Source organism: Streptomyces dengpaensis, assembly GCF_002946835.1.
In the GTDB taxonomy this organism is placed as follows: Bacteria; Actinomycetota; Actinomycetes; order Streptomycetales; family Streptomycetaceae; genus Streptomyces; species Streptomyces dengpaensis.
In genome coordinates this window covers 7,379,847-7,395,629 of record NZ_CP026652.1, presented here as the reverse complement: position 1 = coordinate 7,395,629, position 15,783 = coordinate 7,379,847, and the positions used below count along the sequence as shown (strand labels likewise).

15 protein-coding genes and 1 pseudogene are annotated in these 15,783 nt (G+C 70.8%); 6 read left to right on the top strand and 10 right to left on the bottom strand.

What is annotated here, in order from left to right; all coding sequences use genetic code 11:
• Positions 1-70: 70 nt before the first annotated feature.
• A complete protein-coding gene (locus tag C4B68_RS34455; protein ID WP_099500431.1) occupies positions 71-1,570 on the bottom strand; it encodes an SCO1417 family PLP biosynthesis transcription factor in 1,500 nt (499 codons plus the stop codon).
• Positions 1,571-1,634: 64 nt separating this feature from the next.
• On the opposite strand from C4B68_RS34455, the gene yczE reads away from it, so the two are divergent.
• From yczE to C4B68_RS34435, 4 genes are all read left to right on the top strand, one after another.
• Positions 1,635-2,369: a membrane protein YczE gene (gene yczE, locus C4B68_RS34450; RefSeq protein ID WP_180289198.1), complete on the top strand. Its 735-nt coding sequence runs from the start codon at positions 1,635-1,637 to the stop codon at positions 2,367-2,369.
• Complete coding sequence (locus C4B68_RS34445; protein WP_099500429.1) at positions 2,366-3,133, top strand: glycerophosphodiester phosphodiesterase family protein; 768 nt, start codon at positions 2,366-2,368, stop codon at positions 3,131-3,133. Before yczE ends, C4B68_RS34445 begins: the two co-directional genes overlap by 4 nt.
• A 42-nt stretch (positions 3,134-3,175) precedes the next feature.
• Positions 3,176-4,525 (top strand): MFS transporter, encoded by a 1,350-nt coding sequence (locus C4B68_RS34440; protein ID WP_099500428.1) that lies wholly within the window; start codon positions 3,176-3,178, stop codon positions 4,523-4,525.
• Positions 4,526-4,779: 254 nt separating this feature from the next.
• A complete protein-coding gene (locus tag C4B68_RS34435; RefSeq protein ID WP_099500427.1) occupies positions 4,780-5,154 on the top strand; it encodes an RNA polymerase-binding protein RbpA in 375 nt (124 codons plus the stop codon).
• A 137-nt stretch (positions 5,155-5,291) separates the two neighbouring features.
• On the opposite strand, the gene fxsA is transcribed toward C4B68_RS34435, so the two are convergent.
• The 4 genes from fxsA to C4B68_RS34415 form a co-directional block, all read right to left on the bottom strand.
• A complete protein-coding gene (gene fxsA, locus C4B68_RS34430; protein ID WP_099500426.1) occupies positions 5,292-5,870 on the bottom strand; it encodes an FxsA family membrane protein in 579 nt (192 codons plus the stop codon).
• A gap of 132 nt (positions 5,871-6,002) precedes the next feature.
• Positions 6,003-6,794 carry a polyprenol monophosphomannose synthase gene (locus C4B68_RS34425; RefSeq protein WP_099500425.1) on the bottom strand — a complete coding sequence of 264 codons (792 nt, stop codon included), beginning with the start codon at positions 6,792-6,794 and terminating at the stop codon, positions 6,003-6,005.
• A 562-nt stretch (positions 6,795-7,356) separates the two neighbouring features.
• Entirely contained in the window at positions 7,357-8,982 is a 1,626-nt protein-coding gene (locus tag C4B68_RS34420) for an amidohydrolase (RefSeq protein ID WP_099500424.1), read from the bottom strand.
• Positions 8,983-9,330: 348 nt separating this feature from the next.
• Positions 9,331-9,771, bottom strand: coding sequence for an Lrp/AsnC family transcriptional regulator (locus C4B68_RS34415; protein ID WP_099500423.1), 441 nt, complete (start codon positions 9,769-9,771; stop codon positions 9,331-9,333).
• A 265-nt stretch (positions 9,772-10,036) separates the two neighbouring features.
• Between C4B68_RS34415 and C4B68_RS34410 the strand changes: the two genes are divergently transcribed.
• Positions 10,037-10,474, top strand: a complete 438-nt coding sequence (locus C4B68_RS34410; RefSeq protein ID WP_099500422.1) for a hypothetical protein — start codon at positions 10,037-10,039, stop codon at positions 10,472-10,474.
• A 625-nt stretch (positions 10,475-11,099) separates the two neighbouring features.
• On the opposite strand, the gene C4B68_RS34400 is transcribed toward C4B68_RS34410, so the two are convergent.
• Complete coding sequence (locus C4B68_RS34400) at positions 11,100-12,308, bottom strand: acyl-CoA dehydrogenase family protein (protein WP_099500421.1); 1,209 nt, start codon at positions 12,306-12,308, stop codon at positions 11,100-11,102.
• A 345-nt stretch (positions 12,309-12,653) separates the two neighbouring features.
• On the opposite strand from C4B68_RS34400, the gene C4B68_RS34395 reads away from it, so the two are divergent.
• Positions 12,654-13,907 (top strand): glycoside hydrolase family 18 protein, encoded by a 1,254-nt coding sequence (locus C4B68_RS34395; RefSeq protein WP_099500420.1) that lies wholly within the window; start codon positions 12,654-12,656, stop codon positions 13,905-13,907.
• A gap of 81 nt (positions 13,908-13,988) precedes the next feature.
• On the opposite strand, the gene C4B68_RS34390 is transcribed toward C4B68_RS34395, so the two are convergent.
• The 4 genes and pseudogenes from C4B68_RS34390 to C4B68_RS34380 all read right to left on the bottom strand — a co-directional run bounded on the left by C4B68_RS34390 (position 13,989) and on the right by C4B68_RS34380 (position 15,678).
• Positions 13,989-14,648 carry a TetR/AcrR family transcriptional regulator gene (locus C4B68_RS34390; RefSeq protein WP_099500419.1) on the bottom strand — a complete coding sequence of 220 codons (660 nt, stop codon included), beginning with the start codon at positions 14,646-14,648 and terminating at the stop codon, positions 13,989-13,991.
• Between the two features lie 101 nt (positions 14,649-14,749).
• Positions 14,750-14,896 (bottom strand): SCO1431 family membrane protein, encoded by a 147-nt coding sequence (locus C4B68_RS34385; protein ID WP_104880028.1) that lies wholly within the window; start codon positions 14,894-14,896, stop codon positions 14,750-14,752.
• Between the two features lie 181 nt (positions 14,897-15,077).
• Positions 15,078-15,230: pseudogene (locus C4B68_RS41485) on the bottom strand (peptidase C39 family protein); the annotation flags it as partial.
• A gap of 193 nt (positions 15,231-15,423) precedes the next feature.
• Entirely contained in the window at positions 15,424-15,678 is a 255-nt protein-coding gene (locus C4B68_RS34380; protein ID WP_099500418.1) for a hypothetical protein, read from the bottom strand.
• Positions 15,679-15,783: the final 105 nt, after the last annotated feature.

Below are 15,783 nucleotides of genomic sequence, written 5' to 3'. Positions count from 1 at the left end.
CGCTCGTCGCGCTTCGCGCTCGTCCTCAAACGCCGGACGGGCTAAACCGCGGAGGGGGGCGAGCCAACCCCTACGCCACAAACGTGCGCGGCGTCTCGCTCCCGCCGTTCACGCCCGTCTCCACCAACCGCGCCGCTGCGGCCAAGCGCACCGCCGCCTCCTCGGCCACCGCACCGCCCACGGTGAACGGCAGCCGCACATAGCCCTCGAAGGCGCCGTCCACGCCGAAGCGAGGACCGGACGGCACCCGCACCCCCACCCGCTCCCCCACCTCGGCGAGCCGGGAGCCGGACAGCCCACCGGTGCGCACCCACAGGGTGAGCCCGCCCTTCGGCACCGAGAACTCCCAGCCGGGCAGCTCCCGCCGCACCGCGGCGACGAGGGCGTCGCGGTTGTCGCGGGCCTGGTCCCGCCGGATGTCCACGGCCTGCTCCCAGCCACCGGTGCTGAGCAGCCAGTTCACGGCGAGCTGCTCCAGCACGGGCGTGCCCAGGTCGGCGTACGCGCGCGCGGCGACCAGGCTGCGGATCACATCCGGCGCGGCCCGCACCCAGCCGATCCGCATCCCCGCCCAGAAGGCCTTGCTCGCGGACCCGACGGTGATGACGGTCGACCCCGCGGCGTCGAAGCTGCACACACGCCGCGGCATGTGCTGCCCCTCCTCCAGGTGCAGCTCGCTCATCGTCTCGTCGACGACCAGCACCGTGCCCGCGGAACGCGCCGCGTCCACGAGCCCGCGCCGCTGCTCCTCATCGGCGAGGGCGCCGGTCGGATTGTGGAAGTCGGCGACGACGTACGCGAGACGCGGCGCCGCCTCCCGCAGGACCTGGCGCCAGCGGTCCATGTCCCACCCGGCGAGGCCCTCGGCCATGGCGACGGGCACCAGCCGGGCCCCGGCCTCGCGCATCAGCTGGAGGATGTTGGCGTAGGAAGGTGACTCCACCGCGATGCGCTCACCACGCCCCGCGAACAGATGGCAGATCGCATCCATCGCGCCCATCGCGCCCGTGGTCACCATGATCTGCTCGGGCATCGTCGGGATGCCGCGCACGGTGTACCGCTCGGCGATCATCGAGCGCAGCGCGGGCAGCCCGGCGGGATAGTCGCCGTGCGTGTGCGCGTACGGCGGCAGTTCCTCCAGGGCGCCCTGAACGGCGCGAGTGAGCCATGGCTCGGGTGCGGGCAGTGCCGCGGTGCCGAGGTCGATCATGGATCCGAGGGCCTCGGGCGGCAGGGGTTCCAGGCCCCGCGCGGGCAGCGGGTTCCCGGCCGGCACGGCGGTCCAACTGCCCGCTCCGCGGCGGGACTCGAGGAACCCCTCGGCCCGGAGTGCCTCGTAGGCCGCGGCGACGGTCGTACGGCTGACGGACAGGGACAGCGCGAGCTCCCGCTCGGCGGGCAGCCGCGCGGCCACCGGCACCCGTCCTTCGAGCACCAGCAGCCGAATGCCGTCGGCGAGCGCGCGATAGGCCGGCGGGCGGCGGGTGCCAGGGCCCGCAGGGCGCTCCTGCTGGGAGGTGAGGAGCCGGGCCAGCTGCGCGGCCCCCACCGCCGAAGTCCAATGCGCCATGATTCCCAGTCCACCTTCCCCGAATTGGCCATGGATGACGTTTCTTCCCAAGCCACAGAGTGTCATGAGTCAGGCCACTACCACCACAGGGGGGCATCTCTTGTCCGCAGGCTCCGAACGTTTCCCGTCCGCACGCTCCGAACCTTCGGCACCGCCCCGGCGGCTTCCCCGCCGCCTCGTCCAGCTGTACGCCGGCCTGGCCCTGTACGGCGTCAGTTCGGCCCTGCTCCTGGAGTCGGGCCTCGGCCTGGAGCCCTGGAACGTGCTGCACGAAGGCCTCGCCGCGCTGACCGGTCTCACGATCGGCGTGGTGTCGATCATCGTGGGTGCGGCGGTACTGCTCCTGTGGATCCCGCTGCGCCAGCGCCCCGGTCTCGGCACCGTCTCCAACGTCTTCGTGATCGGCCTCGCCATGGACGGCACACTCGCGCTGGTGCCGGACGCGCACACCTTGGCCGTACGGATTCCGCTACTCGTGGCGGGCATCCTGCTGAACGGCGCGGCGACGGGCCTCTACATCGCGGCCGGTTTCGGTCCTGGGCCGCGCGACGGCCTGATGACCGGCCTGCACAAGCGTACGGGCCGCTCGATCCGCCTGATGCGGACCGTCGTCGAACTGGCGGTCGTCGCGACCGGCTTCGCGCTCGGCGGCACGGTCGGTATCGGCACGGTGCTGTACGCCGTCGCGATCGGGCCCCTCGCCCAGCTCTTCCTGCGCGTGTTCGCCGTCCGCACGGCACCGGGCCGCAGCACCGTCGTTGCCAGCGGTCAACCAGATCGCGCGATACTGCCCGGGTGAGCACGCGCATACGCCATCCGTACCTCGACCATCCCGGCCCGATCGCCTTCGCGCACCGGGGCGGCTCGGGGGACGGTCTGGAGAACACCCTGGCCCAGTTCCGGCGCGCGGTGGCGGCGGGCTACCGCTACCTCGAGACCGATGTGCACGCGACGGCGGACGGCAAGCTCGTCGCGTTCCACGACGAGACCCTGGACCGGGTCACGGACGGGGCCGGCCGGATCGGGGACCTCCCCTGGGACGACGTGCGCCACGCGCGCGTGGCGGGCAAGGAACCGGTCCCCCTCTTCGAAGAGCTGCTCGAAGCCTTCCCCGAGGCGCGCTGGAACGTCGACGTCAAGGCCGAGCCCGCCCTCCGCCCGCTGCTCGACCTGATCGACCGCACCGACTCCTGGGACCGCGTCTGCGTGGGCTCCTTCTCCGAGGCGCGCGTCTCCCGCGCCCAGCGCCTGGCCGGGCCTCGCCTGGCGACGTCGTACGGCACCCGCGGCGTGCTCGGCCTGCGGCTGCGCTCGTGGGGCATACCGGCCGCCCTGCGCCGCTCGGCCGTCGCCGCCCAGGTTCCCGAGTCCCAGTCGGGAGTGCCGGTGGTCGACCGTCGCTTCCTTCGGGCCGCTCACGCGCGCGGGTTGCAGGTGCACGTGTGGACCGTGAACGAAGCGGAACGCATGCACCGGCTCCTGGACCTGGGAGTCGATGGCATCATGACCGATCACATCGACACACTGCGCAAGGTCCTGGAGGACCGGGGCACCTGGGTCTGAGCCTCCTCGCGCGGTCCGTTCACGGGGAAGCGAGGAGCACGGGTGGGCACTGACACCGTGCGGGCACAGGCGGCCGACGAGGTCGCCGAGCGGCGGCGCGAGCAGCGCGGCTGGTACTTCTACGACTGGGCCTGCTCCGTCTATTCGACGAGCGTGCTGACCGTGTTCCTGGGCCCCTATCTGACGGCGGTCGCCAAGCACGCGGCGGACGCGGACGGCTTCGTTCATCCTCTGGGGATCCCGGTCCGCGCCGGGTCCTTCTTCGCGTACACGGTCTCCGCCTCCGTCATCCTTTCGATCCTCGTGATGCCGATGGCGGGCGCGCTCGACGACCGTACGGGCCGAAAGAAGCCGCTGCTCGCGGCCGCCGCCTATCTGGGCGCCGCGGCCACCACGGGCATGTTCTTCCTGGACGGGGACCGCTATCTGCTGGGCGGCCTGCTGCTGATCGTCGCGAACGCCTCGGTGGCCGTGTCGATGGTCCTCTACAACTCCTATCTGCCGCAGATCGCCCCTCCCGAGGAGCGCGACGCCGTCTCGTCCCGGGGCTGGGCGTTCGGCTACGCGGCAGGCGCACTGGTGCTGGTCGCGAACCTGATCCTGTTCACGGCCCATGACACCTTCGGTGTCTCCGAGTCGACGGCCGTGCGCATCTGTCTGGCCTCGGCGGGCGTCTGGTGGGGCGCCTTCACCCTCGTACCGCTGAAGCGGCTGCGCGACCGCCGTACGAGCCCCGCCGGGACTGCGTCCGTACACGGCTGGCGGCAACTGGCCGCCACCGTACGGAACATGCGGGACAAACCGCTCACTCTCGCCTTCCTGCTCGCGTACCTCGTCTACAACGACGGCATTCAGACGGTCATCTCACAGGCTTCGGTGTACGGGTCGGAGGAACTGGGCCTCGGCCAGTCGACCCTGATCGTGGCCGTGCTGCTGGTCCAGGTGCTCGCGGTCGGCGGCGCGCTCGGCATGGGCCGGCTGGCGCGCGCGTACGGCGCGAAACGGACGATCCTCGGCTCGCTCGTCGCCTGGATCGTGACACTCTGCGCCGGGTACTTCCTGCCCGCCGGAGAGCCCGCCTTCTTCTTCGTCCTCGCCGCCGGCATCGGCCTCGTCCTGGGCGGCAGCCAGGCGCTGTCGCGCTCCCTGTTCTCGCATCTCGTGCCGAGCGGCAAGGAGGCCGAGTACTTCTCCGCGTACGAGATGAGCGACCGGGGCATGAGCTGGCTGGGCCCGCTTCTGTTCGGGCTGACGTACCAGCTGACGGGCAGCTACCGGGACGCGATCATCTCGCTTGTGGCCTTCTTCGTCATCGGATTCGTGCTGCTCGCGCGGGTCCCCGTGCGGCAGGCGGTACGCGACGCGGGCAATCCCGTACCGGACAGGATTTAGCACCCGGGGCCAAAGGCCGGTAGTGTACGCGTTTGGCCTGCCAGGCGTACCGTTACTGCGCGTCAAAGAAGCTGAAACGCTGGGTGACATCTACCACTAGATGTGACAAACCGGGCGCCGGTGGGTACAACAAGGGGCGGCTACGACGGCGACGCATGCCCGGAACGGGAATCTTTACCGCCGACCGGACGTTGACCGGATGACGACGACAGCGACACCTGTCCTGTGGGCGACAAGCCCGGGAGGCACGATTCATGAGTGAGCGAGCTCTTCGCGGCACGCGCCTCGTGGTGACCAGCTACGAGACGGACCGCGGCATCGACCTGGCCCCGCGCCAGGCCGTGGAGTACGCATGCGAGAAGGGGCACCGGTTTGAGATGCCCTTCTCGGTCGAGGCGGAGATCCCGCCGGAATGGGAGTGCAAGGTCTGCGGGGCCCAGGCACTCCTGGTGGACGGCGAAGGCCCTGAGGAAAAGAAGGCCAAGCCCGCGCGTACGCACTGGGACATGCTGATGGAGCGGCGCACCCGAGAGGAGCTCGAAGAGGTCCTCGAGGAGCGCCTGGCCGTTCTGCGCTCCGGTGCGATGAACATCGCGGTTCATCCGCGGGACAGCCGCAAGTCCGCGTAGCCCCTGCGGGGGTTGGGCGGCATACAACGCACGCACGTGACCGCGGGCGCCGTACGTTCTGTGTACGGGGCTCGCGGTTTTGTGCGTTCCCGGCCGACCGGCTGGATGATGCCGGTCCGCGCCTCAAAGGCGAGCCGTCAGCGCGTCAGCGGCGGGTGCGGGCCCGGGTCCGAGGCCGGCCCCTGCGGGCCCCCGTCCCTGATGACCTCGCCCTGGACCACCTTGCCGTCGGGGCGGTGCATGCGGGCCTGCTGGAAGGCGTCGCCGAGCGTGCCGGGGACGGCCGCGCGCATCTTGCGGTCGAGGGTGCGCTCCGCATAGCGGCTGAGGGCCTTCTGGACGGGCGGGATCAGCAGGAGCAGGCCGACGGCGTCGGAGATGAGGCCGGGGAGCATCAGGAGGAGGCCGCCGAGCATCATCAGCCCGTTGCCATTGCCGCCCCCGGTCGTGGGGGCGGCCCCGCTCTGCTGCTGTTGCAGCGTCTCGCTGAGGTTGCGGAAGGCCCGGCGCCCGGCCCGCTTGATGACCACGGCGCCCAGGACGAACCCGGCGACCAGCAGCAGGAAAACCGTGAAGCCGCTCGCCGCGCCCGCGACCACCGTCAGCAGCCAGATCTCCAGCACCAGCCACGCGGCGATGCCGAGCGGCAGGAAGATGCGCAGCCGCGAGCGCCGCGGCCGGGCGGGGTACGTAGGACTCGGAGCGCCAGTCGTCATGTCCCCAGTGTGCCTGGGCGCGGCTCAGTACGGGATAAGGAGATGATCAACAGCGACTGTGGATCGGACGACCGACAGCGACCGTGGATCGAAAAGGCGTGAGAAGGATCGGGAAGGACCGAGACGACGGCGTCAGGAGGGCTTGCGGCCCGTGATCCGTCCGACCCGCTCCCCCACGCCCCACGTGGTGACCCGCCACAGGGCCTCCACGAGGATGTCGCGGCTCATCTTCGAGTCGCCGAGCTCCCGCTCGACGAAGGTGATGGGCACCTCGACGACGTGGAAGCCGGCCTTCACGGCACGGCGGGCCAGGTCGACCTGGAAGCAGTAGCCCTGAGAGGCGACATCGCCGAGGCCGAGGCCTTCGAGGGTCTCGCGGCGGAAGGCGCGGTAGCCGCCGGTGACATCGCGGATCGGTACGTCGAGCAGGACGCGGGAGTACAGGCTGCCGCCGCGGGAGATGAACTCGCGGCTCTTGGGCCAGTTCACGACCCGTCCGCCCGGGACCCAGCGCGAGCCGAGCACGAGGTCGGCGCCCTTGAGGGCGGTCAGCAGGCGGGGCAGTTCCTCGGGCTGGTGCGAGCCGTCGGCGTCCATCTCGATCAGGACGCCGTAGCCGTGCTCCATGCCCCAGCGGAAGCCCGCCAGGTAGGCGGCGCCGAGGCCTTCCTTGCCCTTGCGGTGCAGCACCTGGACGTGGTCGTCATCGGCGGCCAGCTCGTCGGCGAGCTTGCCCGTGCCGTCGGGGCTGTTGTCGTCGGCCACCAGGACGTGCGCCTCGGGCACGGCGGCGCGCACCCGGCCGACGATCTTCTTGATGTTCTCCGCCTCGTTGTAGGTCGGGATGATCACCAAGGCCGTGCCGAGCGGGCCGAACTGCCTCCCCTGGGCTCCTGCCGCGAGGGTCCCGTCGCCGTCGTTCACTGCTGCCCCTTCGTGTCCGTACGCACGGGTCCACCATAGTGCGCGCAACCTGCGCTGTTGCGCCCCCGTGGCGGGCACTGGGGTGTCGAATCGACAAAGCCGGGTACGAGTGAGCGCCCTGGGTGGAACGGAGTGGACCCCCTGGGCGGAACGCGTGTGCTGCGGATCGGGGCCCGGCGCCCTTCGGGCCGACCTGGGACCCGCTGGCTGCGGGTCGACCGAAAGCCGTTGTCTACTGAACGTCCGGGCCCCACCCGGGTCACACCTGCCGACTTGTCGGAACGTTCCCTCGCCTCGTGGCGCGGGCGCTGGGCCTGGCTCCCAGTGGTGGTGCGCCGGTGCGGCACACCACCCCTGACCCAGCGGCGCTTCGAGGCCACGTGGAAGTTCCCCGGTCGGACGTCCGGTGGTGGACCCGGCCGAACCTACCGGCCCGCTGCGGCCAGCTGTCAACAGCCATTCGGCCTGCGGCTTTTCCCTCCATGACCTGGTCAGCGCGGAGGATGCGCAGGTCGCACGACGCGGTGGCGGGCGATGACCGGGGCCGCGCCACCCCCGGACATCACTCGTTGGGCCCTACGAATACCGTCCGCCCGGCCACCACGGTGCGCAGGCAGACGGGCAGGTCGTTGCCGGGGGTCAGATCCGGCAGTCCGGGGGTGCCGGAGCGGGGGTCGGTGGACCAGCGCGCGACCCGGTCGTCGGGGGCCTGCACGACGAGCTCGGCGGTGCGCCACACGGCGTAGTCGGCGGGCGCACCGGGCACGAGGACACCCGCGTCGTCCCGTCCGATCGCCCGCCAGCCGCCGCGCGTATGCGCCGTGAAGGCGGCGCGGACGGACACCCGGTGCTCGGGTGTGCGGTGGAAGGCGGCGGCGCGGACGGTGCCCCAGGGATCGAGGGGTGTCACCGGGCTGTCGGAGCCGAAGGCGAGCGGCACGCCCGTGCGCAGCAGGGCCGCGAAGGGGTTGAGCGTACGGGCCCGTTCGGCACCCAGGCGCTGGGCGTACATGCCGTCCTGGCCGCCCCACAGCGCGTCGAAGGCGGGCTGTACGGAGGCGGTGAGGCCGAGTTCGGCGAAGCCCGCGATGACCTCGGGGGTGAGCATCTCGGCGTGCTCGACGCGGTGCCGGGCGGCACGCACGCGGGCGAGGCCGACCTTCTGGGCGGCGGCGCGCGCCCCCTCGACCACGGAGGTCACCGCGGCGTCCCCGATGGCGTGGAAGCCCGCCTGGAGGCCCGCCTCGGTGCAGGCCACCACATGCGCGGCGACCGCGGCGGCGTCGAGGTACGCCGTGCCGGTGTGCCCGGCGTCCGCGTACGGCTCGTGCAGACAGGCGGTGTGCGAGCCGAGGGAGCCGTCGACGAAGAGGTCACCCGCGGCGCCGATCGCACCCAGCGCCCGGGCCCTCTCCACGCCTTCCTCGGCTCCCTCGGCCCAGTAACCGACGACCCGGGGCCCTGCCCCCTCGGCCGCGAGCCGCAGCAGCCCGGTGAAGTCGTCCTCGGAGGAGATGTCCGGGCCCGCGCACTCGTGCACGGATCCGATGCCGAGCGAGGCGGCGTGCGCGAGCGCTGCGCGCTGGGCCTCGACGCGCTGCTCCCCGGACAGGGCACCGAGAGCGGCGGCGCGGACGGCGTGGTGGGCGTCACGGGTCAGGGGCGCGTCGGGCACATACCCGTCTCGCGCGTTGACGCCCGGGACCAGGTCCAGGAGCGCGGTGCTGACCACGGCGGAGTGCACGTCGATGCGGGAGAGGTAGAGCGGGCGTCCGGCGGTCGCCTCGTCGAGTTCGGCGCGTGTCGGAGGGCGGCCGCCGGGCCAGCGGGCCGCGTCCCAGCCGTGGCCGAGCAGAACCCGGTCGGCGGGGCGGGCGGCGGCGAAGTCGCGTACGAGAGCGAGGGCCGCGTCCAAGGAGCGGGCACCGGACAGGTCGAGACCCGTGAGCGCGAGCCCGGTGGCGGTGGTGTGCACATGCGCGTCGGTGAACGCCGGGGTGACCAGGGCGCCTTCGAGGTCCACCACCTCGTCGACCCCCACCGCGAAGGCGTCGGCCGCGCCTTCGGAGCCGACCCAGGCGACGTGCCCGTGCTCGACGACCATCGCGGTGGCGAAGGGGTCGGCGGGGCTGTGGACTTCTCCACCGCGCAGCAGCACGGTGTCCGACGAGGCGGTGCTCTCACTCATGGGAACAGTCTCGCGCCTGCGAGCACCCTCCCCGCGCGCGGGGCCCGCAAAAAGGGCGAACGCCGCCGGACGGCCAGGGTCTGTCCGGCGGATCAGGTCGCAGAGAAGCAACGGCACCTCATAGGCGCCGGTGAGCGGGGCTTGGTGCGTGCAGCTGCAAGGCGGAGGAGGGCGGCGACGCGATGGGGGTCCCCCCGCGGTGGGGGTACCTCCCGCGCGAGCGAAGCCGAGCGTGGGGGAGCATTCGAGCGTCGGGGAGTCGGCAACCGACGACAACGCCGCAGATGGGCGTGCCAAGCCCCGCATCTGCGGCATGATCCGCCGCACAGGCCCTAGGGGCGAACGCGGTCAGATCCGGGGCGGCCGTGCCTCGTACGGCGTCGACAGCACCACCGTCGTACGGGTCGACACGCCTGCCAGGCCGCGCAGCCGGGCGAGGAGTTCCTCCAGCTCGTGCGGGGTCGAGACACGCACCTTGAGGATGTAGTTCTCGTCGCCCGCGACGCTGTGGCAGGCCTCGATCTCCGGGACGCCGGCGAGGCGTTCCGCGATGTCGTCAGGAGCGCTGGGGTCGAACGGCTTCACCGAGATGAAGGCGGTCAGGGGCAGCCCGACGGCCTCCGGGTCCACCACCGCGGCATAGCCGCGGATGACGCCGCGCTGCTCCAGCCGGCGCACCCGCTGGTGCACGGCCGACGTGGACAGGCCCGTAGCCTTGCCCAGGTCGGTGTAACTCATCCGCCCGTCCGTGACGAGCAGCTGCACAATCTGTCGGTCCAGCTCCTCCATGGCGCAAGAACCTACAGGGCCCTTGATCCCCCGGATACCTCAGCGGCGCTGGTCATACCCGGTTTGTGATGTGGCTGAGAGTGACGTGGGAGCCGCCCGGGGACAAATCCAGCGAGCCGGGCACCTGCGAGCGGCATGTGACGAACGCCACAGCATTGCGGCCGGGTCCGTGATGTTCTCGTGATTACCGCTGAGACCGGACGGGAAGTGCTTGCTGTGGTCGAGGCCGCAGTGCCTTGTCGGCCCACCCGAGGGGGAGAAACCCATGCAGAGTCTGAAGCGCCCTGGTCGTCCCGCATCCAAGCGGCAGCAGCCGGTCCTCGAGCCCGAGCCGGAGGGCGTCGAACCGGACGCCCTGGACGGCGAGGAGTTCGACGCGTACGACACCTTCGAGATGTACCGGGTCAACTGCCCGGACTGCGCGCAGCCCATCGCGCTGCTGGCGGACGAGGAGGTCCTGCCGGAGCACGCGCTGTGCGCCTCTCCGTGGAACCCGTTCGGGCTCACGGTCTGCTCCGGTACGGGCCGCGCCGCGGCCGACGCACGGCCCGCGGACGAGTCCACCGAGCCGCAGGAGCAGGACACGGCCCTCTTGTTGACGCTCCCTCAGGGCCTCGACTGGCGGACGCAGCCGTTCTCGCACGCCGGCGGCCCGGGCTCACGCCCGATGCGGGTCCCCGAGATGCGGCGCCAGGCCGCCTGAGCGGCCGTTACGCCCGGTCTCCCTTCTCGTAGCCGCTGCCCTGCACCATGGCTCGCAGGCCGCCGTGGTGCGGGATCAGTGTGTCCGGGTCCGGAGGTACGGCGTCTGTTCAACCACCCTTGCGTAGTACGTGCGTTGGGGCGTGACGTGGCGCCGCCGCGGGTTCCCGTCGCCGGGTGAAGTACGGTCCAGGAGGGAGCGCCCGGAGTGGGATACCGCACCTCGTCCCGGTCCGGATACCGCACCTCGAGTGAAGCTCCCCCAACGGGCGCACCGCGAACGGACGGTCGATTCCGTGGCGGGTGACCTGCCCACACGCCCAAGCGTTGCCCTGGTATGACCCCTACCTATTCTGCGACCGGGTACCGGCGCCGGATCCTCGTCCACGCTCCGACAGAATCGGTTCAGCAGGCGCCCCCACCGGCCCAGGATCCCCCCATCTACCGTGCGCTCATCCGCACTTGGGCCGATCGCGGACGCACGCTGCCGGGACGCCACGACCCGGAGTGGACCCGACTCGCGGCACCCTCGGCGATGTACGGGTACGGGACGTTCGGCGCGAGCCGGGACCCACGGAGTGAAGGACAGTTCGGGCCGAGCCGGGACCCGCGCAGTGAGGGGCAGTTCAGCGCGAGTCGGGACCCGCGAGGTGACGGGCGATGACCATCCGCTGGATCTGATTGGTGCCCTCGACGATCTGGAGGACCTTGGCCTCGCGCATGTAGCGCTCCACCGGGAAGTCGGCGGTGTAACCGTAGCCGCCCAGGACCTGGACGGCGTCCGTGGTGACCTTCATCGCGGTGTCCGTGCACAGCAGCTTGGCCATGGCCGCCTGCTTGGCGAACGGCCGGCCCGCGTCGCGCAGGCGTGCGGCGGCCAGGTAGAGCGCGCGGCCCGCCTCGATCTGCGTCGCCATGTCCGCGAGCATGAAGCGCAGCCCCTGGAAGTCGGAGATCGGCCGCCCGAACTGCTGTCGCCCGGTGGCGTACGCGACGGCCTCGTCGAGGGCCGCCTGGGCGAGACCGATGGCGCAGGCCGCGATGCCGAGCCGCCCGGAGTCGAGCGCGGACAGGGCGATCGCGAAGCCCTGGCCCTCGTCACCGAGGCGCCGGTCGTCGGAGACGCGCACCCCGTCGAAGTGGACCTGCGCGGTGGGCGAGCCCTTCATGCCCATCTTCTTCTCGGGCAGCGCGGCGCTCAGCCCCTCGGCGTCCCCGGGCACCAGGAAGGCCGTGATGCCCCGCGGTCCCTCGCCGCCGCTGCGCGCGAGCACGGTGTAGAAGTCGGCGATCCCGCCGTGCGTGATCCAGGCCTTGGTGCCCGTGATCACCCAGTCTCCCCCACTCTCGGCATCGCTCGAGCGGGAGGGGCCCCCATCCTCTCGTACGGCCTTGGTCCGCAGCGAGGCGGCGTCCGAGCCGGAGGCAGGCTCGGAGAGACAGTAGGCGCCGAGGAGGCCGCCGCCGAGCATCGCGGGCAGGTGCTCGGCCCGCTGCTCCTTGGTGCCGTAGTTCGCGAGGGCATGACAGGCGAGCGAGTGCACGCTGACGCCGAGACCGACGGTGAGGCGGGCCGCGGCGAGCTCTTCGAGGACCTGGAGGTAGACCTCGTACGGCTGATCGCCCCCGCCGTACTCGGACTCGTAGGGCAGCCCGAGCAGTCCCGACTGGGAGAGCAGGCCGAAGACCTCGCGCGGGAAGTGTCCGGCGTCCTCCTCCTCGGCCGCCTTCGGAGCGATCTCGCGCTGCGCGATCTCGCGGACCAGTGAGATCAGATCCCTGGCCTCGTCCGTGGGCAGTTGACGGTCCACCGGCTGCGGAGCGCTCTCGGGCACGACGCTTTCCTCCCTGTCGGGCACTTCGGCGGACGCGCGCCTGGATGGGGCTGCTTCGCCGGGGTCTCACCTGGCCCAGCCGATGCTCCCGCTCCGGATTGCGGAACCTGCAGATCAGCGGCTGTGGCGCTGTGAGTATGCCCGATCGGAAGCACCGAGTCACCAGTTAACGACCGCTCACTCAAAGCGTAATCCGACTGTGCTCCAAGCGGCCAAACCAGTCCGGGCCAAATTGGTCCGAACCATTGACCTGACTGGTCTAGTCCTCCTACTGTTTCGCCCTCACGCTTCGCCGCGTTCATGCCAATCGCGCGCGTTCCCCTCTCCCCCACGAGGAGACACCCAATGCACACTCCCCACCGCTCCCGGTTACGGGCGCTCCTGTCCGCCGCGTGTTGCGCCGTCCTCGGCGCCGGGCTGCTCGCCGGCGCGGGCACCGCGACCGCCACCACGGACTCCGGCAGCACCACGACCTCCGCCGCCACGGCCGCCGCGGCCGGTTCCAAGGTCGTCGGCTACTTCACCGAATGGGGCGTCTACGGCCGGAACTACCACGTCAAGAACGTCGACACGTCCGGCTCGGCCGCCAAGCTGACCCACATCAACTACGCCTTCGGCAACGTCACCGGCGGCAAGTGCGCCATGGGCGACGCGTACGCGGCGACCGACAAGGCGTACACCGCCGACCAGTCCGTCAACGGCGTCGCCGACACCTGGGACCAGCCTCTGCGCGGCAACTTCAACCAGTTGCGCGAGCTGAAGAAGAAGCACCCGAACCTCAAGGTCCTCTGGTCCTTCGGCGGTTGGACCTGGTCGAGCGGCTTCGGCGAGGCCGCCAGGAACCCGGCCGCCTTCGCCCAGTCCTGCTACGACCTGGTGGAGAACTCCAAGTGGGCGGACGTCTTCGACGGCATCGACATCGACTGGGAGTACCCCAACGCCTGCGGCAACACCTGTGACACCAGCGGCAGGACGGCGTTCACAGGCCTGATGTCGGCGCTGCGTTCGAAGTTCGGCTCCGGCAACCTGGTCACCGCGGCGATCACGGCCGACGCCACCGCCGGCGGCAAGATCGACGCGGCGGACTACGCGGGCGCCGCGCAGTACGTCGACTGGTACAACCCGATGACGTACGACTTCTTCGGCGCCTGGGACGCGGCGGGGCCGACGGCACCGCACTCGCCGCTGAACTCCTACTCCGGTATCCCGAAGGCGGATTACCACACCTCCGCGACCATCGCGAAGCTCAAGGGTCTCGGCATCCCGGCCTCGAAGCTGCTGCTCGGCATCGGCTTCTACGGGCGCGGCTGGACCGGGGTCACGCAGGCGGCGCCGGGTGGCACGGCCACGGGCCCGGCGGCAGGGACGTACGAGCAGGGCATCGACGACTACAAGGTGCTCAAGGCGAAGTGCCCGGCGACCGGCACGGTCGGCGGCACCGCGTACGCCAAGTGCGGTTCCGACTGGTGGAGTTACGACACTCCGTCGACCATCGCCGCCAAGATGAACTACAAGAACGCGCAGGGCCTGGGCGGCACCTTCTTCTGGGAGCTGAGCGGTGACACCACGAACGGCGAGCTGATCCAGTCGATCAACTAGCCGTATTGGTACGCGACTTGGGGCGGGGGTCGGACGACCTCCGCCCCTCGTTCATCCACCCCTCACCCATCCGCCCCTCGTTCATCCGTCGCGGCGCGCGGCCGGCGGGGCCAGGTAAGTGGGGTCGAGTTCCTCGACGGCTCGCATGGCGCCGCCCAGCATCTTCACCAGCAGCTCGCGCATGGTGTCGCGCGACAGTGTCGGGTGGCCGATCCAGTCGAGGGTGGCGCCCTCGACGCTGTAGAGCCAGGCGAGCAGCGCCATGCGGGGCAGCGGCGCGATCTTGCGCCTTCCGTACGCGCCTTCGGCGATGGTCTCGACGATGACCTCGCGCACACCCTCCCGTATGGCCTGTACTTCGGTGTCGAAGCCGACGCCGCCGCTGATGATCGTGCGGTACGCGGCCTGATTGTGCTCGGCGTAGCGCAGATAGCCGTCGATGGTGCGCTGCACCCGCTCCACCGGGGGGAGTTCGAGGCCGCCGGCCGCCCGGGAGACCAGATCCGCGACCGAGTCCTCGACGATGGCGAGGTAATAGCCGCGCTTGGACTTGAAGTAGTAGTAGATCAGCCCCTTGGCGACATGCGCCTGCCGCGCGATGTCGTCCATCGACAGCGCGTCGTACGACGTGTCGGCGAACAGCTTCCGCCCGATGGCGATGAGTTCGGCGCGGCGCGCCAGTGAGCGATCGGTGCCGCGCGCCCGTGGGCGGTCATCGGCGCGCTGTTGACTATTATTCAATTCCGGCCCTGGTCTCCAACTGCCAGCGGGACATCCGCAGTATGGCAGACCGATACCACCTGGTCGTTCGACTCCGATCGATCGCCGGGGCCGGTGTCAGCTCACAGGAGCCCGAGCTGTGTGACGAGCATCGCGAGGACCACCACCAGGGCCCAGCCCAGGACGTGCTCGAGGATCTTGGGGCCGTCGTCCTTGGGGCCACCCGTGCGGGCGCGGAGGCGGGTGGCGGTGGCGGAGGTCGCGGTCATGGCTTCTCGCTGACGTAGTGGTGCGGTGACATCCCCCCGCATCCCGTCGGCTCCCCTCCGACCCGACCACCTTGCCACCGAAGCGGCTTTCATTGGTAGAGACCTTGGTCACAGCGGCCACATCGCCGCGAATCCCGCAGAGCCGAACGCGAAGGGGCGGCCCCCAGGGGCCGCCCCTGACTCACTGGACGCCCACCGCCGCGAGCGCCTTGCGCTGCCGGGCCGACGGCTGCGCCGGGAAGTAGAGGTAGCAGACGCCACCCGTACCGGAGACGACCTGCCCGGAAGCGTTGTACCGCTTCGTGCGGAGCCAGATGTTCTCCGTATGGCTCCGCATTCGGCGTCTTGCCAGGCAGATCAGTCGAGTGGCGCTCGAACGGCCTCTGACCTGCATGACTTTGAAGAACTTAGCCTGACATTGACGGGAGTGAGTGAACGCAATCGCTCATCGTGGATCTCCCCGACTGCCCCCCGCCGCCGAGATTCTCCCCAGGCGCTCCCCGGCGAACCGGCATCCCCGAGGCCGTTCACCTGCGAGTATCCCCGCCCTCGGCCGACCCGAGGTGCCCTGGGGAGTAAGGCTCGCCGTGTCGTTGCGCAGCCTCCTGCCGCTGCTCCTCCATGGCCACCACGCAGTCCTTACAGGCCCGAACATCCTGGATGCCGCCGGCGGCAGGGCGGATCGTTTCGACGTGCGTGGTCGGCACCTCGCGCTTGGAGGGGTGCCGGAAGCAGATCCCTGGCGCCCATTGGTAGAGGTCGAGGATCTGCTGCTGGTTCATGCCGTCTCCTGCTGGCGGTGCGGTTGAGGGTTGTGGGGGTGGTGCGGTTTTTCCCGGCCTGCTCAACCGGAAGCGTGGGACAGGGGTTGTTCACACGATCGGGTG

Coding starts and splice junctions, on each gene's coding strand:
- C4B68_RS34455 (WP_099500431.1), bottom strand. CDS start 1,570: ATGGCGCATTGGACTTCGGCGGTGGGGGCCGCGCAGCTGGCCCGGCTC.
- yczE (WP_180289198.1), top strand. CDS start 1,635: ATGAGTCAGGCCACTACCACCACAGGGGGGCATCTCTTGTCCGCAGGC.
- C4B68_RS34435 (WP_099500427.1), top strand. CDS start 4,780: ATGAGTGAGCGAGCTCTTCGCGGCACGCGCCTCGTGGTGACCAGCTAC.
- fxsA (WP_099500426.1), bottom strand. CDS start 5,870: ATGACGACTGGCGCTCCGAGTCCTACGTACCCCGCCCGGCCGCGGCGC.
- C4B68_RS34420 (WP_099500424.1), bottom strand. CDS start 8,982: ATGAGTGAGAGCACCGCCTCGTCGGACACCGTGCTGCTGCGCGGTGGA.
- C4B68_RS34415 (WP_099500423.1), bottom strand. CDS start 9,771: ATGGAGGAGCTGGACCGACAGATTGTGCAGCTGCTCGTCACGGACGGG.
- C4B68_RS34410 (WP_099500422.1), top strand. CDS start 10,037: ATGCAGAGTCTGAAGCGCCCTGGTCGTCCCGCATCCAAGCGGCAGCAG.
- C4B68_RS34395 (WP_099500420.1), top strand. CDS start 12,654: ATGCACACTCCCCACCGCTCCCGGTTACGGGCGCTCCTGTCCGCCGCG.
- C4B68_RS34385 (WP_104880028.1), bottom strand. CDS start 14,896: ATGACCGCGACCTCCGCCACCGCCACCCGCCTCCGCGCCCGCACGGGT.
- C4B68_RS34380 (WP_099500418.1), bottom strand. CDS start 15,678: ATGAACCAGCAGCAGATCCTCGACCTCTACCAATGGGCGCCAGGGATC.